The sequence below is a fragment of the Oleiagrimonas soli genome (genome assembly GCF_000761445.1).
Taxonomy (GTDB): domain Bacteria; phylum Pseudomonadota; class Gammaproteobacteria; order Xanthomonadales; family Rhodanobacteraceae; genus Oleiagrimonas; species Oleiagrimonas soli.
The window spans coordinates 1,984,861-2,007,494 of sequence record NZ_KN196470.1; the positions used below are offsets into that span (position 1 = coordinate 1,984,861).

At 67.1% G+C, this 22,634-nt stretch carries 20 protein-coding genes and 1 tRNA gene; 9 read left to right on the forward strand and 12 right to left on the reverse strand.

Translation table 11 applies throughout. From position 1 onward, the window contains the following. Nucleotides 1-173: 173 nt before the first annotated feature. Nucleotides 174-524, forward strand: coding sequence for an arsenate reductase (glutaredoxin) (arsC, locus tag LF63_RS08665; protein ID WP_043101052.1), 351 nt, complete (start codon nucleotides 174-176; stop codon nucleotides 522-524). A 3-nt stretch (nucleotides 525-527) separates the two neighbouring features. Here arsC and LF63_RS08670 read toward each other — a convergent pair whose 3' ends face one another. The 3 genes from LF63_RS08670 to LF63_RS08680 form a co-directional block, all read right to left on the reverse strand. Further along, nucleotides 528-1,355: an amidohydrolase gene (locus LF63_RS08670; protein ID WP_043101054.1), complete on the reverse strand. Its 828-nt coding sequence runs from the start codon at nucleotides 1,353-1,355 to the stop codon at nucleotides 528-530. Nucleotides 1,356-1,357: 2 nt separating this feature from the next. Continuing rightward, on the reverse strand, nucleotides 1,358-2,503 hold the full coding sequence (locus LF63_RS08675) for a pyridoxal phosphate-dependent aminotransferase (RefSeq protein WP_043101056.1): 1,146 nt from the start codon (nucleotides 2,501-2,503) through the stop codon (nucleotides 1,358-1,360). An 81-nt stretch (nucleotides 2,504-2,584) separates the two neighbouring features. Then, entirely contained in the window at nucleotides 2,585-3,544 is a 960-nt protein-coding gene (locus LF63_RS08680) for a LysR substrate-binding domain-containing protein (protein WP_235205294.1), read from the reverse strand. A gap of 110 nt (nucleotides 3,545-3,654) precedes the next feature. On the opposite strand from LF63_RS08680, the gene LF63_RS08685 reads away from it, so the two are divergent. The 4 genes from LF63_RS08685 (at nucleotide 3,655) to LF63_RS08700 (ending at nucleotide 5,863) form a co-directional block, all read left to right on the forward strand. Further along, nucleotides 3,655-4,236: an FMN-dependent NADH-azoreductase gene (locus tag LF63_RS08685; protein WP_043101058.1), complete on the forward strand. Its 582-nt coding sequence runs from the start codon at nucleotides 3,655-3,657 to the stop codon at nucleotides 4,234-4,236. Nucleotides 4,237-4,618: 382 nt separating this feature from the next. Then, nucleotides 4,619-5,080, forward strand: coding sequence for a MarR family winged helix-turn-helix transcriptional regulator (locus LF63_RS15260; RefSeq protein ID WP_052394871.1), 462 nt, complete (start codon nucleotides 4,619-4,621; stop codon nucleotides 5,078-5,080). Nucleotides 5,081-5,090: 10 nt separating this feature from the next. Next, the gene (locus LF63_RS08695) at nucleotides 5,091-5,474 is read left to right on the forward strand and encodes a VOC family protein (protein ID WP_043101060.1); all 384 of its coding nucleotides are present in this window, start codon (nucleotides 5,091-5,093) and stop codon (nucleotides 5,472-5,474) included. Next, nucleotides 5,471-5,863 carry a VOC family protein gene (locus tag LF63_RS08700; protein WP_052394872.1) on the forward strand — a complete coding sequence of 131 codons (393 nt, stop codon included), beginning with the start codon at nucleotides 5,471-5,473 and terminating at the stop codon, nucleotides 5,861-5,863. The genes LF63_RS08695 and LF63_RS08700 overlap by 4 nt, the downstream gene beginning before the upstream one ends. 8 nt (nucleotides 5,864-5,871) lie before the next feature. Here the strand turns inward: LF63_RS08700 and LF63_RS08705 are convergent. The 4 genes from LF63_RS08705 to LF63_RS08720 form a co-directional block, all read right to left on the reverse strand. Further along, nucleotides 5,872-5,961 (reverse strand) — tRNA-Ser (locus LF63_RS08705). A 690-nt stretch (nucleotides 5,962-6,651) separates the two neighbouring features. Then, nucleotides 6,652-7,023 (reverse strand): hypothetical protein, encoded by a 372-nt coding sequence (locus tag LF63_RS08710; RefSeq protein WP_043101061.1) that lies wholly within the window; start codon nucleotides 7,021-7,023, stop codon nucleotides 6,652-6,654. A 13-nt stretch (nucleotides 7,024-7,036) separates the two neighbouring features. After that, the gene (gene serS, locus LF63_RS08715) at nucleotides 7,037-8,314 is read right to left on the reverse strand and encodes a serine--tRNA ligase (protein ID WP_043101063.1); all 1,278 of its coding nucleotides are present in this window, start codon (nucleotides 8,312-8,314) and stop codon (nucleotides 7,037-7,039) included. Between the two features lie 86 nt (nucleotides 8,315-8,400). After that, nucleotides 8,401-9,591, reverse strand: a complete 1,191-nt coding sequence (locus tag LF63_RS08720) for an MFS transporter (RefSeq protein ID WP_043101065.1) — start codon at nucleotides 9,589-9,591, stop codon at nucleotides 8,401-8,403. Between the two features lie 149 nt (nucleotides 9,592-9,740). On the opposite strand from LF63_RS08720, the gene LF63_RS08725 reads away from it, so the two are divergent. After that, nucleotides 9,741-10,490 (forward strand): DUF3047 domain-containing protein, encoded by a 750-nt coding sequence (locus LF63_RS08725; protein ID WP_235205295.1) that lies wholly within the window; start codon nucleotides 9,741-9,743, stop codon nucleotides 10,488-10,490. Nucleotides 10,491-10,496: 6 nt separating this feature from the next. On the opposite strand, the gene LF63_RS08730 is transcribed toward LF63_RS08725, so the two are convergent. Continuing rightward, entirely contained in the window at nucleotides 10,497-11,834 is a 1,338-nt protein-coding gene (locus tag LF63_RS08730; protein WP_043101067.1) for a replication-associated recombination protein A, read from the reverse strand. Nucleotides 11,835-12,076: 242 nt separating this feature from the next. On the opposite strand from LF63_RS08730, the gene LF63_RS08735 reads away from it, so the two are divergent. After that, nucleotides 12,077-15,073, forward strand: a complete 2,997-nt coding sequence (locus LF63_RS08735) for a diguanylate cyclase (protein ID WP_081945159.1) — start codon at nucleotides 12,077-12,079, stop codon at nucleotides 15,071-15,073. Here the strand turns inward: LF63_RS08735 and LF63_RS08740 are convergent. The 4 genes from LF63_RS08740 to LF63_RS08755 all read right to left on the reverse strand — a co-directional run bounded on the left by LF63_RS08740 (nucleotide 15,070) and on the right by LF63_RS08755 (nucleotide 20,204). Next, a complete protein-coding gene (locus LF63_RS08740; protein ID WP_043101070.1) occupies nucleotides 15,070-15,750 on the reverse strand; it encodes a YoaK family protein in 681 nt (226 codons plus the stop codon). The genes LF63_RS08735 and LF63_RS08740 overlap by 4 nt on opposite strands. A 21-nt stretch (nucleotides 15,751-15,771) precedes the next feature. Beyond that, complete coding sequence (gene lolA / locus LF63_RS08745) at nucleotides 15,772-16,434, reverse strand: outer membrane lipoprotein periplasmic chaperone LolA (RefSeq protein ID WP_043101072.1); 663 nt, start codon at nucleotides 16,432-16,434, stop codon at nucleotides 15,772-15,774. Nucleotides 16,435-16,512: 78 nt separating this feature from the next. Then, nucleotides 16,513-18,906 (reverse strand): DNA translocase FtsK, encoded by a 2,394-nt coding sequence (locus LF63_RS08750; protein ID WP_043101073.1) that lies wholly within the window; start codon nucleotides 18,904-18,906, stop codon nucleotides 16,513-16,515. A gap of 233 nt (nucleotides 18,907-19,139) precedes the next feature. After that, the gene (locus LF63_RS08755; protein WP_043101075.1) at nucleotides 19,140-20,204 is read right to left on the reverse strand and encodes an alanine dehydrogenase; all 1,065 of its coding nucleotides are present in this window, start codon (nucleotides 20,202-20,204) and stop codon (nucleotides 19,140-19,142) included. 239 nt (nucleotides 20,205-20,443) lie between these two features. On the opposite strand from LF63_RS08755, the gene trxB reads away from it, so the two are divergent. Then, nucleotides 20,444-21,406, forward strand: coding sequence for a thioredoxin-disulfide reductase (gene trxB, locus LF63_RS08760; protein ID WP_043101077.1), 963 nt, complete (start codon nucleotides 20,444-20,446; stop codon nucleotides 21,404-21,406). Nucleotides 21,407-21,469: 63 nt separating this feature from the next. After that, nucleotides 21,470-22,603 (forward strand): GNAT family N-acetyltransferase, encoded by a 1,134-nt coding sequence (locus tag LF63_RS08765; RefSeq protein WP_043101079.1) that lies wholly within the window; start codon nucleotides 21,470-21,472, stop codon nucleotides 22,601-22,603. Nucleotides 22,604-22,634: the final 31 nt, after the last annotated feature.

The window sequence follows — 22,634 nt, forward strand, 5'->3', positions numbered from 1 at the left end:
GGTGCGGCGCGTGCCGGCAAGCCGGGCGGCGGTGGCGGCAACAACGCCGGTCGCCGCAAGGGCGGCAAACCGGGCGGCAAGCCCGGCGCGAAGCCGAGCGGTGGACGCGGTGGCGGTCCGGGTCGCGGCGGCAACCGCAACGGCAACGGCAACCGCTGAGACGAAACGCGCCGATGACGATCCGCATCCTGCACAATCCGCGCTGCTCCAAATCCCGCGCCACGCTGGCACTGCTGCGCGAACATGGCGTCGAACCGGATGTCTGCCTGTATCTGGACACTCCGCCCGACGCCGCCGAACTGGACCGCATCCTGCGCGCGCTGGATCTCCAGCCGCGCGAACTGATGCGCACCGGCGAGGCCGTGTATGCCGAACAACGTCTGGACGATCCTGCGCTGGACCGTGAGGCGCTCATCGCGGCCATGGTCGCGCATCCGATCCTGATCGAGCGTCCCATCGTGCTGAAGGGTTCGCGCGCGGCCGTGGGTCGACCGCCGGAAAACGTGCTCTCGCTGCTGGACTAACGACTAAGCCGTCGTCCCGTCGCCGACCGGATCGCCGAGACGGAACGTGTCGGCATCCATCCAGGCGGGAAAGCGCTCGCGATGCGCCAGCAGCGGCGCCGGATGCAGCGATACCGTGACCACCTGTTCCTGCGCGCCGAGATCCACCATCGCTTCGCCGAGTGGATCGATCACCGCGCTGTCGCCGGCATAGGCGATCCCGTTACCGTCCGTGCCGACACGGTTCACCCCGACGCAGTAGCCCAGATTCTCGATCGCCCGCGCCCGCAACAGCGTGCGCCAGGCCGTGCGTCGCGGCGCCGGCCAGTTGGCCACATAGAGCGACAGATCGTAGTCCATGCCACCGGGAGCATCCTCGCGACGACGATTGCGCGACCACACCGGAAAACGCAGGTCGTAGCAGACCAGTGGCCGCACCCGCCAGCCGTGCAGTTCGACGGTCAACGGCGCGTCGCCCGCCGCGTAGTGGTGATGCTCCCCCGACATGCGGAACAGATGCCGCTTGTCGTATAGCTCGAACGAGCCGTCCGGACGCACCCACAGCAGGCGATTGACGCAACGATCGTCCTCGCGGCGGATCACCAGCGACCCGACCATACAGGCGTCGAACTCCGCGGCCCGCGCACGCATCCACTGCAGTCCCGGGCCATCCAGCGGTTCGGACTGGCTGTCGGTCTCGTTGGTGAAGCCGGTCAGGAACATTTCCGGCAGAACCACCAGATCGCCGACCTCGCCCTGCCGATACAGCAACTCGCTGTAGTAGTCGCGATTGGCGGCCGCATCGTGCCAACGCGTGTCGGCCTGCACGAGCGTGAGCCGCAACGAGCGCATGCTCACAGCGCGCACAACCGTTCGGCGCCGGCCTGCATGGTCGCGTCGTTCTTGGCGAAGCACAGGCGCAGCAGACGCGCGGTCGGCGGCGTCTCGTAGAACGGCGTCAACGGAATGCCGGCCACGCCGCCCTCGCGCACCAGCCACTCGCTGAAATTGATGTCGTCGCTGTCGCTGATCTCGGAATAGTCCACCAGCTGGAAATAGCCGCCGGGCACGTCCGTCAGCTGCAGGCGTGAATCGGCCAGCAAGGTGCGGAAGCGGTCGCGCTTGGCCTGGTAGAACGCCGGCAGTTCCTCGGCGTGATCGGGCATGCGTTCGAGCACCTCGGCGAAGGCGAACTGGGCCGGACTGAAGGTGCAGAACGTGAGGTACTGATGCACCTTGCGGAACTCGGCCGACAGCGGCTTCGGCGCCACGCAGTAGCCGACCTTCCAGCCAGTGCAGTGCCAGGTCTTGCCGAACGAGCTGACCACGAAACTGCGTGCGGCCAGTTCGGGATAACGCAGCACGCTCTGATGCAGCGCGCCGTCGTAGACGATGTGCTCGTAGACCTCGTCGGACAGCACCACGATACCGGTATCGCGCACCACGTCGGCCAGCGCGTCGAGATCGTCCGCGCCGAAGATCGCGCCACTCGGATTGTGCGGCGTGTTGACGATGATCATGCGCGTCTTCGGCGTGATCGCGTCGCGCACGCGTTGCCAGTCCACCGAGAAATCCGGCAGCGTCAGCGGAATGTGCACGGCGCGCGCATCCTGCAGGTTGATCGCCGGCTCGTAACAGTCGTAGGCCGGATCGAACACGATCACCTCATCGCCCGAGCGCACCGTCGCGGCGATGGCGGCGAAGATCGCCTCGGTCGCGCCGGAGGTCACGGTGATCTCGGTGTCGGCGCTGACGCGACGACCGTAGGAACGCTCGGTCTTGCGCGCGATCTGTTCGCGCAGCTTCGCCACGCCGATGCCCGGCGCGTACTGGTTGTGGCCTTCCTGCATGGCGCGCGTCACCGCCTCGCGCAGCGCTTCGGGCGGCTCGAAATCGGGAAAGCCCTGCCCCAGATTCACGGCCTTGTGCTCCAACGCCAACTGACTCATGACGCTGAAGATGGTGGTGCCGACCTTCGGCAGCCGGGTCTCGATATGCATGCGCTGAACGCCTCTGCGAAGGACCGAAATGCTGCCGATACTAGCATGCGGTCCGCACCGCCAAAGGCGTGTCGTCAGACCCTATCCGGCGCGCATCTTGCGGCAATCCATGTGATTGCGCTGGGCCGCCTGCGGCAAACGCTCGGCCAGGTAATCGACCAGCGCGCGCACGCCCGGCAGCAGACCGCGCCGACTGGAATATACGAAGTGCATGGTGCCGGGCACGGTGCCCATGCCGGGCAGCACCGCCTCCAGCTCGCCGCTGGCCATGGCCGGTGCGACGATCCACTCCGGCAGGATGGTCACACCCATGCCCGCACAGGCCGCCGCCAGCAGCACCGAAAATTCGCCAGTGACCAGACGCGCCTGCATCGGCACGTCGACGCTCGCGCCATGACCATCGGTCAATGACCACACCTGCGGCGCATCGTGTTCATACGGCGACAGTGCAGGCAGCTTCGACAAGTCCATCGCCGCCTTCGGCCGTCCCAACCGATCGAGCAGCGTCGGACTCGCCACGGCCAGCAGCCGCGATTCGCCAAAGCTTCGCATCACCAGCGTCGCATCGGCATCCAGCTTCGCGCGCACGCGCACCGCGATGTCGATGCCCTCGCCGATCAGGTCCACGCGGCGATCGGTCGAGATCAGACGAACCTGCACCTTCGGGTGCTGCTCCATGAATTCGGGCAACAACTGGGCCATCACCGTCTGCGACAGCGAAATCGGGCAGGTCACCCGCACCACGCCGCGAGGTTCGCTGCGCAGCTCGTCGATGGCGTCCTGCGCCGCCTGCGCCTCTTCCAGCACCGCCCGGCAATGCGCGTGGAAACGTTCGCCGACCTCGGTGACCACGAAACGACGCGTGGTTCTCTGCAGCAGGCGCACGCCGAGCCGCTCCTCCAGCTGCGATACCCGCTTGCTCAGACGCGACTTGGGAACGCCCAGAGCGCGCCCCGCCGCCGAAAAACCGCCGTGTTCGACCACGGCGGCAAAAAAATACAGATCGTTGAGATCGTGCAGCGCACCGTCGCGGTTTTCCACGACCGTTCTCCTCTATGAACGATATGTTCGTTTATGCCCTCTTTTTAGAAGATTGTCCAGATACCAGAATAGTCCTCAGCTGGAAGTAGCCACTCACCACGGAGTCACCCATGAATATTCTGCATCTGGACGCCAGCGCTCTCGGCGCACATTCGGTCAGCCGCGAACTGACCGCGAACATCGTTGCTCATCTGCGCCAGGCGCATCCCGACGCGAAGGTCGTCTACCGCGACCTGGTGGCGAATCCGATTCCGCACTGGCAGCCCGTCGCCGACGTCAGCCGCGAACCGAGCTCGCTGGGCGAGGAAATTCTCGACGAATTCCTGGCCGCCGATATCGTCGTGATGGGCGCGCCGATGTACAACTTCGGCATTTCTTCGCAGCTGAAAGCCTGGGTCGACCGCATCGCCGTGCCCGGCAAAGTGTTCCGCTACACCGAGAACGGCCCCGAGGGCCTGGCCGGCGACAAGCGCGTGATCATCGCGTCCTCGCGCGGCGGCATCTACAGCGAAGGCCCGGCCGCCGCCCTGGATTTCCAGGAGAACTACCTGCGCGGGTTCCTCGGCTTCATCGGCATCACCGACATCGACGTCGTTCGCGCCGAAGGCGTGGCCATGAGTCCGGAACACAAGCAGAACGCGCTGAAGAAGGCGCGCGACACGATCCACGGTCTGGCGCGCCGCACAGCCTGATCCCGCCTCGTTGCATACCCGCGCTGCGATGGATTCCGGTCCGTCGCAGCGCTTTTTTTGTGCCCGCGATCCAGCGGTAGGTCGGACGATCCGCCGCTCTTTACCCCATCCCAGGCTCAGCGAATCAGCACACATGCAACACGGGTAGCTAGCGCGCGAATCCCCTTTGCGTTTCACCACATCGACGCGGTGGATGCCCCCGAGCCGTCACGCATGCTCAAGCGCCCGAGTATCAAAAGCTCTGGAAAACAGGCCATTTGTCCTTTTTATTCAATGACTCATATGAGTATTGGTGGCGAGCCACGGAACCTGCCCGGAGTCTCGCACAACTGCATTTTGTCAACTTTATTGACAGTCACGAAAATTGACGAATAATGCAGGCATGAATACGCCCACTTCCCGACAAGACGCCATCGTGCTGCCCGCGCTCCTGCGCCATGCCCGGACCACGTATGGCGTTGCCATGCGTCGCGCCCTCGATGCCGCTGGCTACGACGATATTCCCGGCAACGGCCTGTACGTGATTGGCGGTCTTGCCATGAACGCGAATCCGCTCGCACTGACGCAACTGGTGCGCGAACTGCGCGTCTCGCGCCAGGCCGCCAGTCAGTTGGTGGATACACTCGTCTCGCGCGGCTACCTGCAGCGCACGACCGATCCGGACGACCGCCGCAAGCTCACTGTCACGCTGACCGAACGCGGCCAGGACGCCGCGCGCGTGCAGACTACCGCGCGCGAGAAGGTCGATGCGCGACTGCTGGAAAGCGTGGGCGCAGAAGCGATCCAGTCCACCCGGCGCACGCTCGTGGCGCTGATCGATCAACTGTGCGAACACGATGCCTGAGGAATCGCCGATGCCCGCGAACATGCAGACCGTCGAGATCAAGGCCTTCGTGCCGGCACGCGACCTCGAGCAATCGAAACGCTTTTACCGTGACCTCGGCTTCGAGATTCCGTGGTCGTCGGACGACCTCGCCTACCTGCACGCCGGCGACTGCAGCTTTCTGCTGCGCTCGCTGGACGACGAGGCGCACGCAGCTTCCTTCATGATGCACTTGCTGGTCGCCGACGTGGACGCCTGGTGGCGGCACGTCGAGGAGCAGGGTCTGCGCGAACGCTATGGCGTGCGCGCCGAGCCGCCGGCAGACCGACCCTGGCGCATCCGCGATTTTGTCCTCGCCGACCCTTCCGGCGTCACGTGGCGCATCGGCACCAACCTCGGAGGACCGCACGCATGAGCGACGCCGTGCGCATGGAGTCGGCATCGCCGATCTTCGCAGTCGCCGACCTGCAGCGGGCACTGGCCTTCTATCGTGACGCGCTGGACTTCGAGATCGCCTGGACCTGGGGCGAACCGCCACACCTGGCTGCCGTGTGCAGGGAGCGCGTCCAGATCACGCTGGCGCAGCGCGCCGAAGACGATATGCAGGGGTCTTCGCGCCTGTACTTGCGCGTCAACGGCGTCGATGCCTGTTATGCGCGACTGCAACGCCACGACGCACGCATCGCGGTGCCCATCGACGATCGCGTGTATGGGCTGCGGGATTTCCGGGTAGCGGACCCGGACGGCAACGAACTGGACATCGGCGAAGTCATCGCCGACCAGCGCAACGAAAAAAGCGCCTGAGCGAAGAATGGCGGTGAGGGTGGGATTCGAACCCACGGTGGTATCGCTACCACGCCGGTTTTCAAGACCGGTGCCTTAAACCGCTCGGCCACCTCACCGTTTACGTTGTTCCGGTCAGGCGCGCGTTGCGCGCCGCCACGCCGGTTTGACTCCGGGCATCCTGCCCTGCGCCCTTCGGGCCATCGGCTACGCCGATGTTCGCTTCGGCATCCTGCCTCCGCGTCAAGACCGGTGCCTTAAACCGCTCGGCCACCTCACCGTTTACGTTGTTCCGGCCAGGCGCGCGTTGCGCGCCACCACGCCGGTTTGACTCCGGGCATCCTGCCCTGCGCCCTTCGGGCCATCGGCTACGCCGATGTTCGCTTCGGCATCCTGCCTCCGCGTCAAGACCGGTGCCTTAAACCGCTCGGCCACCTCACCGTTTACGTTGTTCCGGCCAGGCGCGCGTTGCGCGCCACCACGCCGGTTTGACTCCGGGCATCCTGCCCTGCGCCCTTCGGGCCATCGGCTACGCCGATGTTCGCTTCGGCATCCTGCCTCCGCGTCAAGACCGGTGCCTTAAACCGCTCGGCCACCTCACCGTTTACGTTGTTCCGGCCAGGCGCGCGTTGCGCGCCACCACGCCGGTTTGACTCCGGGCATCCTGCCCTGCGCCCTTCGGGCCATCGGCTACGCCGATGTTCGCTTCGGCATCCTGCCTCCGCGTCAAGACCGGTGCCTTACACCGCTCGGCCGTCTCGCCGTTGCATTGTCGATGCCCTCGAACCAGCGAGAGCGCGGCATGCCGCTCAGACGCCCGGTGGTCCCAGCGGACGTTTGCGCGGAATCCGGCGGAATGCGCCGAAGTACAGCGCCGCACCGATCACCGTGGTCGGCAGCATCATGCCGAAGAAGAACACGCGCGGCGAGATTTCGCTACCCAGCAACATCGGCACGAACGAAGCGTAAGCGGCCAGCAGCAACACGACCGCAAGCTGACGCCGCAACTTTCCGCGCACCAGACGCAGCCAGATCAGCGGCACGGCGAAGCCGGCCAGAAAGCCGGCGAACCGCCACGGTTGCGCGAACCCGCACAACTGCGAGAACAACAGAATGCCTGCGATCATGATCGCCAGCTCGGCAATGGCCAGACCCTGCTGCCAGCGATCTTTGGTCTTCATGACGTCCCTGGTCTCACGTGATGGTGGATGCACCGCGCATGTACGGACGCAAGACCTCGGGAATAGTAATCGAACCGTCCGCGTTTTGCCCGTTTTCCATCACCGCGATCAGGCAGCGACCGACCGCCAGACCGGAGCCATTGAGGGTATGCACGAGCTCCGGCTTGCCGGTCTCGGGATTGCGCCAGCGCGCCTGCATGCGGCGCGCCTGGAAATCCTCGAAATTCGAGCAGCTGGAAATCTCGCGGTAGGCCTGCTGGCTCGGCAGCCACACTTCCAGATCGTAGGTCATGGCCGAACCGAAGCCCATGTCGCCCGTGCACAGCAGCATCCTGCGGTACGGAAGCTGCAGCAGCTGCAGAATCTTCTCGGCATGCCCGACCATCTCCTCGAGCTGGTCGTAGGAATGATCCGGATGCGCAATCTGCACCATCTCGATCTTCTCGAACTGGTGCTGGCGGATCATGCCGCGCACATCCTTGCCGTAGCTGCCGGCCTCGGCGCGGAAGCACAGGGTGTGCGCGGTCATGCGCATCGGCAGCGCGTCGGCGTCGACGATGCTGTCGCGGACCAGGTTGGTCAGCGGCACTTCGGCCGTGGGAATCAGGTAGCGCTTGGACTCGCCGACCTGCGTGGCGAACAGGTCGTCCTCGAACTTCGGCAGCTGGCTGGTGCCCTGCATGCTGTCGCTGTTGACCAGCACCGGCACATTGCATTCCAGATAGCCGTGCTGCTCGGTCTGCACGTCGAGCATGAACTGCGCCAGCGCGCGATGCAGCCGCGCCAGCTGGCCACGCAGCACGGTGAAGCGTGCGCCGGAGAGCTTGGCGCCGGCCTCACCGTCCAGCCAGCCGTGACGCTCGCCCAGCTCGACGTGATCCTTGACCTCGAAATCGAACGCGCGCGGCTCGCCCCAGCGCGACTGCTCGACGTTGTCGTGTTCGTCCTTGCCGACCGGCACCGAAGCGTGCGGCAGGTTGGGGATGCCCAGGGCGATGTCGGACAAGCGCGCCTGCACGTCGGCCAGCGCCTGTTCGTTGGCCTTGAGCTGATCGCCCAGACCCGCGACTTCGGCCAGCAGCGGCGCGATGTCCTCGCCGGCGGCCTTGGCCTTGCCGATGCTCTTGGAGCGCGTGTTGCGCTCGGCCTGCAGTTCCTGCGTGCGCGTCTGCAGCTGCTTGCGCTCGGCCTCCAGCGCCTCCACGGCCGCCGTGTCGAGAGCGAAGCCGCGCGTCTTCAGGCGCGCAGCGGTGTCGGCAAGCTGCGCGCGCAGCAACACCGGATCGAGCATGGGAATATCCTTCTACCAATCGCAGACCGAGCATTATCGCGGCAGGCCCCGGCACGGCGCAAACCGTTCCGCGCGCGGCGATGCGCTCACTGGCTGCGCGCGATGCCGCGGCGGACCCAGGTCAGCAGCAACAGCGCCGCACTGCCAGAGCAGACGGCGCCGAATGCGAACGCGGCCAGCGGCGAAATCGACTGCCAAAGCGCCCCGAACACGATCGACGCCGGCAGCAGCATCAGCCCCGCGACCAGGTTGTACCAGCCGAACGCCGTCCCGGCGCGGCCGCTGTCGACGAGGTCGGCGACCAGCGCCTTCTCCGTGCCCTCCAGCGCGGCCATCACCAGCCCGTAGCCGGCGAACGACATCCACAGCGTCCAGCCCGTGGCCGGCAGCAACCCCAGGGTCAGGTAGGCCAGCGCGTACGCGCACCACGCCGCGCCCAGCACGCGCACGCGCCCGAAGCGGTCCGACAGCGCCGACAGCGGCGTGGAGAACACGGCCGCGACACCGGAGAACAGCGCCCACATCAGCACGACCCGCTCGGTATCGGTGCCCAGGTCCTGCGCGCGCAGCAACAGGAACATGTTCGACGAATTGCCGAGCGTGAACAGCGTCAGCGCCAGCAGATAGCGGCGCAGCGCGGGCGGCAGACTGGCCGGATTCCAGCGCATGCCCGCCATCACGGGAACCTGGTCGGGCTCGGGATCCTTCAGCCGGAACGTCAGGATCAACACCACGACGGCGGGCACGATGGCGCAGAGGAACACCTGGCGCAGACTCAACCCCGCCGCCAGCAGGCCCGCGGCGATCAACGGTCCGATCACGGCGCCGGTATTGTCCATCGCCCGATGCAGCCCAAAGGCGAGGCCGCGCCGATGCGCGGGCACGCTCTCGCGCAGCATGGCGTCGCGCGGCGCGGCGCGGAAGCCGCGGCCGACACGATCCAGCAATCGCGCGCCGAACACGCCCAGCCAGCTTTGCGCCAGACCGATCAGCGGGCGCGCCAGGCCAGCCACGGCATACCCGCCGATCACCCACAATCGCATGCTGCGCATGCGGTCGGACAGCACGCCCGCGACCAGTTTCAGCAGACTGCTCAGGGCCTCAGCCACGCCCTCGATCAAGCCCAGCGCACGCGGCCCCGCCATCAGCACGGAGGCCAGGTACAACGGCACCAGGGGATAGATCATGTCGCTGGCGCTGTCGTTGACCAGACTGATCAGGCCCAGCAGCCAGACCGTGCTCGGCAGGCCGCGCAATGCGCGGAAGGCGCGCTTCATGCAGCGGTTCCGTCAGGCAGGTGTCGGCACCGACGGCTCGCGTCGCGAAGGAATTCGAGGACCATGCCCGGATGATGCGCGAAGCGCTCGACGGCAACAAGATTCCTGCTAGGGTGCCGAAACCCTGCATGCCCTGTCCGGAGCTTCGCTTGAACGCCCTGCTGTACCTTGCCTTCGGCCTCGCCGCGCTGACCGCTCCCGCGCCTCACGGCGTCACCGCCTTGCGCTTCTCCGACGCCGCGCCAGGCACGCAACTGCCCGCCGGCTGGCACGACTACGCCATGTCGAGGCACAAGCCCGCCGCGGCGATTCGACTGGTGCGCGACGACGGCGTCACCGTGTTGCACATCGACGCCGACCACGATGCCGGCGCCATCGCCTACCCGCTCGACCTGCCGGCCGCGACCCGGCTGCGCTGGCGCTGGAAGGTCGACCACAGCGTCGCCGCCGCCGACATGAACCGGCGTTCCGGCGACGACTTCGCCGCCCGCGTCTACGTCTTCTTCGACGTGCCGCGCAGCCACCTGTCGCTGTACCAGCGCATGAAGCTCAGTCTGGCCCAGCGCGTGCTCGGCCACCCGATGCCGACCGCGGCGATCTGCTACGTCTGGGACAATCGCCACGCCGTCGGCACCATCGCGCCCAGCCCGTTCTTCAGCGGCATGCGCACCATCGTGCTGCAGAGCGGCAACGCGCACGCCGGCATCTGGCAGACCGAGAGTCGCGACCTGGCCGCGGATTTCCGTGCCGCGTTCGGCCACGCCGCGCCGCACATCACCGGCATCGCGCTGGCGGCGGACACCGACAACACCGGCGGCAAGGCGCAGGCCTGGTTCGGCGACCTGCAACTCGCGCCCCAGCCCGCCTCGAAAACGCCGCCGGCCGCGAACACGCCCTGAGGGCATTTACTCTCCGCGCACCTTGCGCCGCGCCTCGCGTAGGGCGTCCAGACGCTCCTTGACTTTGATCTCCAGACCGCGCTCGACCGGCTCGTAGAACACGGTGCCATCGAGCGCGTCGGGCAGGCACTGCTGATCCAGCGCCACGCCACCCTCGGCATCGTGGTCGTACTGGTAGTTCTTGCCGTAACCGAGTCCCTTCATCAGCTTGGTCGGCGCATTGCGCAGATGCATCGGCACCTCCAGGGTGCCGGTGTCGCCGATCGCCGCGCGCGCCTGGTTGTAGGCCTTGTAGGCAGCGTTGCTCTTGGGCGCGATGGCCAGATAAATCGCCAGTTGTGCCAACCCCAACTCGCCTTCCGGCGTGCCCAGGCGCTCGTAGGTGTCCCAGGCGTCCAGCGCCATGCGCCAGGCACGCGGGTCGGCCAGACCGACGTCCTCCACCGCCATGCGTGTCATGCGGCGGGCCAGGTAGCTGCGGTCGCAACCGCCGTCGAGCATGCGCGTGAGCCAGTACACCGCGGCGTCCGGATCGGAGCTGCGCACGGATTTGTGCAGCGCCGAGATCTGGTCGTAGAACTGCTCGCCGCCCTTGTCGAAACGGCGCGTTCGGTCGGCCAGCACCTGCTCCAGCGTGGCCTGACCGATGGCACCGCCCTCGGCCAGCTCGGCGGCGATCTCCAGCAGCGTCAGGGCGCGGCGTACGTCGCCATCGGCGGCCTGCGCGATCAGCGCCAGTGCGTCGTCGTCGACATCCAGGCCCTGCCCGCCCAGTCCGCGCTCGGCGTCGTCCAGCGCATGACGCAGCGCGTGCACGATGTCGTCGCGCCCAACGGCGTCCAGCACGTGGACGCGGCAACGCGACAGCAGCGCCGAATTCAGCTCGAACGAAGGATTCTCGGTCGTGGCGCCGACGAACAGGATCACGCCCTTCTCGATGTGCGGCAGGAAGGCGTCCTGCTGCGCCTTGTTGAAGCGGTGCACCTCATCCACGAACAGCACCGTGCGGCGTCCCTGGGCGAAGTGGGCCTCGGCCTCGGCCAGCGCCTTGCGCACGTCGGGCAGTCCCGACAGCACGGCCGAAATCGCGCGGAATTCAGCATCGGCATATTTCGCCACCAGCAGCGCCAGGGTGGTCTTGCCGCATCCGGGCGGCCCCCACAGCACCATCGAATGCACGCGTCCATCCTCCAGCGCGCGGCGCAGCGCGCTGTCGGCGCCGACCAAGCGCGGCTGGCCGACGATTTCGTCCAGCGTGCGCGGCCGCATGCGCTCGGCCAGCGGCTTGAGCGCCTCCGGCTCGGCGAACAGGCCCGGCGTGGTGGGGACGTTACGCTGCGTCATGACGGCATGATAGAGATTCGTCGAGGCCGCTGCATGACCGGGTGGACGCCGCGCGTCGGCCCAGCGCCTCAATACGCCGGTCATGACGGCCTCACAGCCAGGCCCACGCCTTGTATGATGCGCAAACATTCATCAGGGTATCTGCCGGGGAACGTCCGCTTGAAGGCCGACACGATCCATTCGCATGGTCGATCGACGCGCACCGGCGCCGCATGAATCGCCTCACGCATACACACCGATGGATGCTCCTGCTCGGGTGGCTGCTGATCGCCATCACGATCCCGACACCCGCGCCGGCCACGCCGTGGTCGGCGTTCGACGCGCCCTGGTTCGTACGCATCGGCATCGATGAAGGCCTGCCGCACTCGGTGACCACCGCCGTGGCGCAGGATCGCGACGGCCTGATCTGGATCGGCACCATGGGCGGCCTGGTGCGTTACGACGGTTACCGCATGCAGCGCTTCGAAGCCGATGGCAAGGACGCATCGAACCTGCCGGACAGCTACGTGCGCGCCCTGCTGGCCCTGCCGGACGGCCGCGTGCTGGTCGGCACCAACGCCGGCGGACTGGCCGTGTTCGAGCCGTCCACGAACGGTTTCCATACCTACCCCGTCGGCCCCGGCGGCACCTCGGACCGCAAGATCTACACGCTGGCGCAGGGACGCGAGCACGACGTCTGGATCGCCACCGACCGCGGCGTGGACCGCCTCGACCTGCGCACCAACCGAATCCAGACCGTAGCGTTGGGCGCGCATCTGGCGCCGCGCAACTTCAGCGTATTCGAGGACACCGACGGCAATCTCTGGGTCGGCAACGACCGTGGCCTGTTCGAACGCCGCGCCGGTTCGCGCTCGTTCGTGCGGACGACGACGCAGGACCCGAGAATCGCCACGGTGCTGGACGATCAGATCTGGTCGATCGCCGAAGACGGCGCGGGACGCATCTGGGTCGGCAGCGGGCAATCCGGCGCCGCCTACCGCGACCGCGACGGCGCATGGCACGCGGTGCCAGGCTTCACCGGCTACGATGCCGGCGCGCGCCGTCCGACCGTGCGCGCGCTGCTCGAAGTCGGCAACGGCACCATGTGGATCGGCACCGACGGCGCGGGCATCATCGCCTACCGCGCCGGCGACCCGAACACGCGCGTGTACAACCACGATCCGGCGCGCGCGTCCTCCCTGCCCGGCGACACCGTACGCGGTCTGCTGGAGGATGCGTCCGGCAACCGCTGGGTCGCCACCGATCTCGGCGTCGCACGCGACGATGGCCGCGCGCGCACCGCGTTCTCCGTGCTGCCTTCGCCGCTGCGCCCACGCACCCTCGCCAATCCCAACGTGCATGGCGTGTTCGTCGATAGTCATGACCGGATATGGCTTGGCCTGGGCATGGGACGCATCGACGTGATCGATCCCGACCGTCAGCATCTGCGCCACTTGCGTCTGGGCGGAAGCCAGGCACATCGTGACGTGCAGGCGTTCGCCGAAGATCCAAATGGCCGTATCTGGATCGGTTCCCAGGGCATGGCCCGGATCGACCCCGACACGATGCAAGTGCACGATGCGGTACTGCCGACGCTGGACGGCAAGCCCGTGCTGACCTTGCTCCGGACCGATCCGTACTTGCTCATCGGTACCTACGAAGGCGCCTACCGCTACGACTTCCGCAATGGCCAGCTGACGCACTTCGAGCACCGCGCCGACGATCCGCACAGTCTCGCCAGCGACACCGTGCGGCAGATCGTCCGCGTCGGCGACGAAATCTGGTACGCCACCACCCGCGGCATCAGCATCGCGCCGAACGCGCAGGCCGACGGCGGATTCCGCCAACTGCGTCATCGCGACGGCGACGACACCAGCCTGCCGCAAGACTACGTCGGCGGCATCGCGCGCGACGCGAAGGGTCGCATCTGGGTCAGCACGTTCGGCGGTCTGGCGGTGATCGATCACTACCGCCCCGGCGAAACGGTCCGCTTTCGCACCATCGGACAGGCGCAGGGCCTGGGCAGCAGCAAGGTCAACGCGGTGCTGCTCGATGACGAGGACCATCCCTGGGTCAGCGTGTCCAACGGTGTGGCACGGATCGATGCCGTCACCGGACGCGTGCGCAACCTCGGCATGCGCGACGGTCTGCACATCGCCAGCTACATCTATATCGCCGCGGCCCGGGCAGACGATCATCTGCTGTTCGGCGGCCTCGGCGGCCTGACCGTGGTCCGCCCGCACGTGCTTGCGGACCACGGAACATCCGGGCGCCTGGCGATCACCGCCGCGACCCTCAATGGCCGCGCGCTGACGCCCGGCAAGCTGCCGCGCAACGGCCAGCCGCTGATCGTCGACCGCAGCGGCCGCAGCCTGCGCGTGGACTTCGCCCTGCTCGATTACCACGCACCGCGCGAAACGACCTACAGCTACCGCATGCAAGGCTTCGACAGCGCCTGGACGCAGACTCCGAAGGGCACGCCGCCCGCCGCCATCTACACCAACCTTCCGCATGGCGAATACACCCTGCAGCTGCGCGCGCAAACGCACGGCATGAACGCGCGTACGGTGGCGACGAACTATCCCGTCGTCGTGCGCCCGCTGTGGTTCGAGACGCTGACGTTCCGCGTGGCGATGGTGCTGCTGGCCATCGCGCTGATCGTCGCCCTGGTGCACCTGCGCACGCTGTACCTGCGCCGCCAGGCACGACGACTGCAGGAAGAGGTCGATGCACGCACGCGCGATCTGCAGGCGGCCAACGAGCGTCTCGACCAGCTCGCCGGAACCGACGAACTGAGCGGTCTGTACAACCGTCGCCGTTTCCTTGAACTGGCCGAAGCCGTGCGCAAACACGCGAAACCGGGCAAGGCCTGCATCGCCCTGCTCGATCTGGATCGGTTCAAACAGGTCAACGACACCTTCGGCCATCTGGTCGGCGACGACGCCATTCGCGCGGTGGCCAAGATCATGCGCGCGCACTGCCGTGCCGACGATCTGGCGGCACGCTTCGGCGGCGAGGAGCTGGTGATCTGCCTGCCCGACAGCACCCTGGAACAGACCCTGCGCATGGCTGAACGCATGCGCGAAACCCTGGCGCAGACCTGCATTCGTCACGAGCAGGACGAGATCATCGTGACCGTGAGTATCGGCGTCGCCGCCCTGCGCGAGGGCGAATCCCTGCAGCAATGGATATCGCGCGCCGACGCGGCGCTCTACGCGGCCAAGGATGCCGGGCGCAACCGCTGCGAGGCCGCGCCCTAGCCGCTTCTGTCGGAAACTCGCAGGCCGCGGCGGCGATAGGCGATGTAGCCGAGCCCGGTCAGCGCCGCCATCACCGCCGGCAGCAGCAGCGTGCGCTCACGCCAGAATCCGAACGCGAAAGCGCCGGCGAAACCGCCGCCGAGAAAACCGCCGAACAGCAGCATGTACAGCCGCAGACGCCGACGGTCGACCTCCAGGCCGCGCAGGCGATGGCCGATCAGCAGACCCAGGTCGGTAAGGATGCCGGTCACATGCGTGGTGCGCACCACGGCGCCGCTGAAGGTCGTGACCATCGCGTTCTGCAGACCGCAGGCCGCCGCCGCGACCCACAGCCCGGCATTGGCGTGGTCATGAATCAGCGGCACGGCCGCGAACAGCAGCAGGGATTCGATCACCAATGCCGCGCCGTAGCGCTGACCCAGTTGCAACGAGGTATCGCGCACGATCATGCCGCTGACGGCAGCGCCGAGCAGGAAGGAAAGCATGGCCCCGAGGTAGCGAACGAGACCCGCGCCGTCGCCTTCGACCGCGCTCACGCCGACCAGGGTCGTGGTCCCGGTCATGTGGGTGATGGCCTGATGATCGAAGCTGAGGTAGCCGACCGCGTTGACCACGCCGGCCAGCAGCGCCAGCAACGTGCCGCCGAACCAGACCCAGCGTGGCAGACGACGGATCATCCCCTGTGGCCCATCGGCGGATCAGGAACCGCCGAGCGGATGCACCTCGGGCACGCCGCTGGTGTCGCCGATGACGTCGGCGCCCTTGGGCGGCGTGAAGGTGAACAGCGCGGACGACATCGGCGGATTGCGTTGCCAATGGCTGAAGCGGATCACCGACTTCGCGCCGAGGCGGTCGGTGAACTGCATCTCGGCCAGACCATTGGCGTCGAAGCCGAGCTGCGCCGACTGGATGTTCTGCGCGTTGTCGCGCGGGCTGAGCTGCAGCCACTGCAGGCCGTCGCGCGTGCCCAGTTCGGTGACCTTGAATTCCTTGTCCAGCCGTCCCGGATCGGTCAGCACCGTCAGCGGACTGTGCGCTTCCTGCAGGCTCTGCGCCTGCACCGTCACCTGCTCCAGATCCGGATCGTAGGTCCACACATGACTGCCGTCGGCGACGATGAGCTGCTGATACGGCGTCTTCGTCTGCCAGCGGAACTGTCGCGGCGCCTGCAGCGCCACCGTGCCCTGGCTGGTCTGCCCGCTGCGGCCGTTGGCATCGGTCAGCGTCTGCGTGAAATCGCCGCGCAGCGCATGCAGATCGTGCGCAAAGGCATCCAGGCGCGCGCGCGCCGTCTGCGCGGCCTGCGAAGCCAGCGGAACCAGACACAGGGTCAGCAACAGCGTGGCAAAACGGATCTTCATGAAGGGGCCTTCGGTAAACGGGGGCAACAATGCATGTTCAGCTTGATGCAGTCGATTTGAAGCCGCGCTGAAGGGCGTTCAGTCGCGCGGAGGCGGCGGCGCCAGCACTTCGCGGGTGCCGTTGTGCTGCGGCGCGCTGACCACGCCGTCGGCCTCCATCTGCTCGATCAGGCGTGCGGCGCGGTTGTAGCCGATGCGCAGATGGCGCTGCACGCCCGAAATCGACGCGCGGCGGGTCTGCGTGACGATGGCCACGGCCTTGTCGTACAGCACCGCGTCGCCGCCACCGCCCTCGTCGGCGTCCTGCGGCAGTCCGGATTCGCTGATGACCTTGCCGTCGCCCAGCGTCTGCACTTCTTCCAGCACACCCTCGATGTAGTCCGGCTCGCCCTGCGACTTCAGCCATTCGACCACGCTGTGCACCTCGTGATCGTCGACGAACGCGCCATGCACGCGGTCCGGCGTGGCCGTACCGGGCGGCAGGTACAGCATGTCGCCGTGGCCCAGCAGCGTCTCGGCGCCGGACTGGTCGAGGATGGTGCGCGAGTCGATCTTGCTCGACACCTGGAACGCGATGCGGGTCGGGATGTTGGCCTTGATGAGACCGGTGATGACGTCCACCGACGGGCGCTGCGTGGCCAGGATCAGATGAATGCCGGCGGCGCGCGCCTTCTGCGCCAGACGCGCGATCAGCTCCTCGACCTTCTTGCCGACGATCATCATCATGTCGGCGAATTCGTCGATGATGACGACGATGTTGGGCAGCGTCTGCAGCGGCTCGGCCGTCACCTCCGGCATCTCCGGATTGGGCCGGAACAGCGGATCGAGAATCGGCTGGCCGTTCTTCTCGGCCTCGGCCACCTTCTTGTTGAAGCCGGCCAGATTGCGCACGCCGACCGAGGCCATCAGCTTGTAGCGGCGCTCCATCTCGGCCACGCACCAGCGCAGCGCGTTGGCGGCTTCCTTCATGTCGGTGACCACCGGCGCCAGCAGATGCGGAATGCCCTCGTAGACGGAGAGTTCCAGCATCTTCGGATCGATCATGATCAGACGCACGTCGTTCTTGCTGGCCTTGTACAGCAGCGACAGCACCATCGCGTTGACGGCCACCGACTTGCCCGAACCGGTGGTACCGGCGACCAGCAGATGCGGCATCTTGGCCAGGTCCACGACCACCGGCCGGCCGCCGATGTTCTTGCCCAGCGCCAGCGACAACGCGCTCTTGGCGGCGTCGTATTCCTTCGAGCGCAGGATCTCGGACAGATACACGATCTCGCGCTTGGTGTTGGGAATCTCCAGGCCGATCACGTTCTTGCCCGGAATCACGTCGACCACGCGCACGCTGACCACGGACAGGCCGCGGGCGATGTCCTTGTCCAGGTTCGACACCTGGCTGCCACGCACGCCGGGCGCGGGTTCGAGCTCGAAGCGGGTGATCACCGGGCCGGGATAGACCCCGACCACGCGCGCCTCGATGCGGAAGTCCTTCAGTTTCAGCTCGACCTGACGCGACAACACTTCCAGCGTTTCCTCGCTGTAGCCCGGCCCCTGCGGCGGCGGTTCGTCCAGCAGCGACAGCGGCGGCAGTTCGCCCTTGGCCGAGGAACTCTTGAACAGCGGAATCTGCGATTCGCGCGTGGCGCGCTCGCTCTTCTCCACGCGCGGCTCGATCGGTTCGATGCGGATCGGCTCGCGCCGGGCCTGCTTGACCGCCTCGACCTTCTTCACCGCCGTGCGCTCGGCGCGCGCGGCGCGAGCAGCAAGGTAATCGGGCGCGCGACGCAGACGACCGCCGATCCAGGCCATCGCGGCCAGCACCCAGCGGCCGACCGTATCCATCACGCGGAACCAGGAAAGCCCCGTCGCCAGCGTCACCGCGATCAGCAGCAAGGCGAGCAGAAACAGCGAGGTGCCGCTGCCGAAGGCGTGATAGAGGCCGCCGCTGACCGCACGTCCCAGCACGCCGCCCGAGCCTTCCGGACAGGCCCAGGTCGCCAGCGCATCCGCACCGGCGGCGGGCATGCCGTTCGGCGTGACCGGGCACTGCCGGTTGAAGTCCAGCGCCGCCAGCGCCGGACCGACAATGAAGAACAGCACGAAACCGACCAGCCGCAGCGCCGGCTCGTAGGGCGTGGTGACCACGTCCTCGACGTCGCGACGCAGCACCTTGAGCCCGAGCGCCAGCAGCAGCAGCGGGAAAGCGTAGGACACCACGCCGAACAGATAGCGCAGCAGGTCGGCGATCCAGGCGCCGACCATGCCGCCGAAGTTGCGCACGTCGCCGGCATCGGCCGCGTGCGACCAGCTGGGGTCCTGCGGGCTGTAACTGAACAGGCACACCAGCAGATACACCGCCACTGGCACCAGCAGCAGCACGCCAGCCTCGCGCAGGCGCCGGCGAAGGTCCTCGTTCAGGCCGCTCCCCGGTTCCTGCGTCTTGGTCTTCGCCTTGGCGCTGGTCTTGCGTGGCACGTGGTGTATTACCTCAGGAAATCATGGCAAATGCATGAAATTGCAGGAAACGTTATAGCACGTCCTGTGTAACGATACATGCCCCGCGTCGCGTTCGCCGGCGCCGATCGCGCCTCGGGCCATGGAACTACGGTCTGGCCGGAGCAAGCCGCCCGGCCGGACCGACGGTCGGCACACGCCGGTCATCCAGACGTCCCCCTACGAACGATGTCTGGATGACCGGCCTTTTCGACTCAGGCGTCGGCGCGCAGCGCCGGATGCACGATCTCGCCGCCCTCGACGTTGATGCCCACGCGCAGCGGCTCATGCTCGCGCCAGCTGACGCCGGCCGCAAGCCGCTGCACGTACGGCAGAATCGCCGCCGAGATGGCCTGGCTGGAGGTCTGCTGCACCGCGCCCGGCATGTTGGTGACGGCGAAATGGGTCACGCCGTGCACGTCGTAGGTCGGCTCGGCCCAGGTGGTCGGCTTGGAAGTCTCGAAGCAGCCGCCCTGGTCGATGGAGATGTCCACCAGCACGCTGCCCTTCTCCATGGTCTTGACCATGTCCTCGGTGACCACGCGCGGCGCCTTGGCGCTGGGAATCAGCACCGCGCCGATGACCAGGTCGGCGTCGGCCACGTGCTCGGCCACGGCCTGCTCGTAGGCGTACAGCGCGGTGACGTTGTGACCCAGCGCCATCATCTCGGCCATGCGGTCCTGGCGCTTGTCGAACACCACCACGTTGGCGCCGGCCTGCGCCGCCAGCGAAGCGGACGCGCCGCCCGCCGCACCCGCGCCCAGCACCACCACCTTGCCGCGCTCGGCCGAGGCCAGACCGCCCAGCAGCTTGCCCTTGCCGCCGTTCGGGCGGTGCAGCAGCGTGGTGCCGACCTGGGTGGCGATGCGACCGGCAATGATCGACATCGGCGTCAGCAGCGGCAGCGTGCCGTTTTCCTCGACCGACTCGAAGGCGACGCCGGTCAGGCCGATCTCGAGCAGACGCTCGGTCAGCGCCGGCTCGGCGGCCAGATGCAGGTAGCAGAACAGCAGATGGTGCTTCTGCAGATGCTCCAGGTCGCCCGCGATCGGCTCCTTGACCTTGACGATCAGTTCGCCCGCCGCGTACAGCGACGCGGCATCGGCGGCGATCTGCACGCCGACCTGGGTGTAGGCCTCGTCGGAGAAGCCGCTCTTCTCGCCCGCGCCGGACTGGATGAAGACCTCATGACCGCGACGGACCAGATCGCCGGCGGCGGCGGGCACCAGGGCCACACGGCCTTCGAGGGTCTTGGTTTCGGAAGGAATGCCGATACGCATGGGACGAACAACCTCGCAAGAACTTCTGCTGAAAAAGGACGCGCCACGCGGGTTCGCGCTGCGCACCGACAGGTACGTCTTGAATCGCCGCGCCGCCTTCCCCATTCTGTTTCACTCCGCAGCACCTGCCCGCAACGCCGCGGTACCGTCGAAGGCACCGTGAAAACGTGGCGGAAAGCGCTCCGAATGGAGCAGGCGGGCACGACCAGACACGCCGTACCGAACCCCAAGGATTATACATGAGCACCCCCAAGCACAGCCGTCTTCTGATCCTCGGCTCCGGCCCCGCCGGCTACACCGCGGCGGTCTACGCCGCCCGAGCCAATCTGAAGCCGACCATGATCACCGGCCTCGAACAGGGCGGTCAGCTGATGACCACCACCGACGTCGACAACTGGCCCGGCGACCAGAACGGCGTGCAGGGTCCGGAGCTCATGCAGCGCATGGCCGAACACGCCGAGCGCTTCAAGACCGAGATGATCTTCGATCACATCCACACCGCCGACCTGACCCAGCGTCCGTTCCGCCTCAAGGGCGACAGCGGCGAATACACCTGCGACGCGCTCATCATCACCACCGGCGCCACCGCCAAGTACCTCGGCCTGGCCTCGGAAGAGCACTTCAAGGGCAAGGGCGTGTCGGCCTGCGCCACCTGCGACGGCTTCTTCTTCCGCGAGCAGGACGTGGCGGTCATCGGCGGCGGCAACACCGCGGTCGAGGAAGCGCTGTACCTGGCCAACATCTGCCGCAAGGTCTACCTGGTGCATCGCCGCGACTCGCTGCGTGCCGAAAAGATCATGCAGGACAAGCTGTTCGAGAAGGTCGACGCGGGCAAGATCGAGATGGTCTGGGAGCACACCGTTGACGAGGTGCTGGGCGACGACAGCGGCGTCAACGGCGTGCGCGTGCGCAGTACCAAGGACGACAGCACCCGCGACCTCGAAGTCACCGGCATGTTCGTGGCCATCGGCCACACGCCCAACACCGGCATCTTCGACGGCCAGGTCGACATGAAGAACGGCTATATCACCATCAAGAGCGGTCTGGCCGGCATGGCCACGATGGCCTCGGTGCCGGGCGTGTTCGCCGCCGGCGACGTGGCCGACCAGGTCTATCGCCAGGCCGTCACCTCCGCCGGTTTCGGCTGCATGGCCGCGCTCGACGCCGAGCGCTGGCTGGACCAGCAGAACCTCAACGGCTGATCCGCCGCGCTCCGGCCGGCCGGCGCATCGCGGTGCACCGGCCGGCCCGGCTATCCTGACCGCATGCTCACGGCCCGCTTTCACGACTCCCTGGACGACATCGACGCGACAGCCTGGGATGCGCTGGCCGGCGCGACGAACCCGTTCGTCTCGCATACCTTCCTCGCCGGGCTGGAACGCAACGGCTGCATTCGTCCGGAATGGGGCTGGCAGTCGCACCCGCTGACCCTGCACGACGGCGACCGCCTGCTCGGCGCGGCACCGGTGTACCTGAAAGGCAACTCGCACGGCGAATACGTGTTCGACTGGGGCTGGGCGCATGCCTGGGAACAGGCCGGCGGCGACTACTATCCGAAGCTGCTGCTGGGCGTGCCCTACTCGCCCATTCCCGGCCCGCGCCTGCTGGTCGCCGACGGCGACGAAGCACCGGCGCTGCGCCGCGCTCTGGTCGACGCACTCGCCGAGGAAGCTCGTCGCCACGGTCTGTCCTCGGCGCACGCCAACTTTCTGCTCGACACCGACCTGGACGCCTTCGACGACGTCTGGCTGCCGCGCCACGATATCCAGTACCACTGGCACAACCGCGGCTACGCCGATTTCGAGGACTTCCTCGCCGCGCTCAAGCACAAGAAACGCAAGAACATCCGCCACGAACGCCGCCAGGTTGCCGACAGTGGCCTGGAATGCGCGATGGTCGCCGGCGATCGGCTGAGCGAGGTCGAATGGGCGCAGATTCACGCACTGTACTGCGCCACCTTCGACGAGAAAGGCAACCACGCCGCGCTCACGCTCGACTTCTTCCGCCACCTGGCCGCTTCGCTCGGCGACGGCGTGCAGGTCGCCCTGGCGCGCGACGGCGAAACCATCCTCGCGATGGCGCTGTTCCTGCGCGGCAAGGACACCCTGTACGGCCGCTACTGGGGGGCGCGCGTGGACCTGCCCGGCCTGCACTTCGAGCTGTGCTACTACCTCGGCATCGAACACGCCATCGCGCACGGATTGCAGCGCTTCGAGCCGGGTGCACAGGGCCGTCACAAGATGGCGCGCGGCTTCATGCCCACCCGCACGCATTCGCGCCATTTCCTGGTCCATGAAGGCTTTCGCGCCGCCGTGGCGCGCGCCTTGCGTGCCGAAGCCGAGGACATGCGCGACTACGCCGAAGAGCTGCGCACGCACAGCCCGTACGCCGAAGCGTAGAATGCGCCGCTCACTTCGGGAACCGGTGGGA

Excerpts from the sequence above, each read along its gene's own strand:
- arsC (WP_043101052.1), top strand. The coding sequence starts at position 174 with ATGACGATCCGCATCCTGCACAATCCGCGCTGCTCCAAATCCCGCGCC.
- LF63_RS08670 (WP_043101054.1), bottom strand. The coding sequence starts at position 1,355 with ATGCGCTCGTTGCGGCTCACGCTCGTGCAGGCCGACACGCGTTGGCAC.
- LF63_RS08675 (WP_043101056.1), bottom strand. The coding sequence starts at position 2,503 with ATGCATATCGAGACCCGGCTGCCGAAGGTCGGCACCACCATCTTCAGC.
- LF63_RS08685 (WP_043101058.1), top strand. The coding sequence starts at position 3,655 with ATGAATATTCTGCATCTGGACGCCAGCGCTCTCGGCGCACATTCGGTC.
- LF63_RS15260 (WP_052394871.1), top strand. The coding sequence starts at position 4,619 with ATGAATACGCCCACTTCCCGACAAGACGCCATCGTGCTGCCCGCGCTC.
- LF63_RS08695 (WP_043101060.1), top strand. The coding sequence starts at position 5,091 with ATGCCCGCGAACATGCAGACCGTCGAGATCAAGGCCTTCGTGCCGGCA.
- LF63_RS08700 (WP_052394872.1), top strand. The coding sequence starts at position 5,471 with ATGAGCGACGCCGTGCGCATGGAGTCGGCATCGCCGATCTTCGCAGTC.
- LF63_RS08710 (WP_043101061.1), bottom strand. The coding sequence starts at position 7,023 with ATGAAGACCAAAGATCGCTGGCAGCAGGGTCTGGCCATTGCCGAGCTG.
- serS (WP_043101063.1), bottom strand. The coding sequence starts at position 8,314 with ATGCTCGATCCGGTGTTGCTGCGCGCGCAGCTTGCCGACACCGCTGCG.
- LF63_RS08720 (WP_043101065.1), bottom strand. The coding sequence starts at position 9,591 with ATGAAGCGCGCCTTCCGCGCATTGCGCGGCCTGCCGAGCACGGTCTGG.
- LF63_RS08730 (WP_043101067.1), bottom strand. The coding sequence starts at position 11,834 with ATGACGCAGCGTAACGTCCCCACCACGCCGGGCCTGTTCGCCGAGCCG.
- LF63_RS08735 (WP_081945159.1), top strand. The coding sequence starts at position 12,077 with ATGCTCCTGCTCGGGTGGCTGCTGATCGCCATCACGATCCCGACACCC.
- LF63_RS08740 (WP_043101070.1), bottom strand. The coding sequence starts at position 15,750 with ATGATCCGTCGTCTGCCACGCTGGGTCTGGTTCGGCGGCACGTTGCTG.
- lolA (WP_043101072.1), bottom strand. The coding sequence starts at position 16,434 with ATGAAGATCCGTTTTGCCACGCTGTTGCTGACCCTGTGTCTGGTTCCG.
- LF63_RS08755 (WP_043101075.1), bottom strand. The coding sequence starts at position 20,204 with ATGCGTATCGGCATTCCTTCCGAAACCAAGACCCTCGAAGGCCGTGTG.
- trxB (WP_043101077.1), top strand. The coding sequence starts at position 20,444 with ATGAGCACCCCCAAGCACAGCCGTCTTCTGATCCTCGGCTCCGGCCCC.
- LF63_RS08765 (WP_043101079.1), top strand. The coding sequence starts at position 21,470 with ATGCTCACGGCCCGCTTTCACGACTCCCTGGACGACATCGACGCGACA.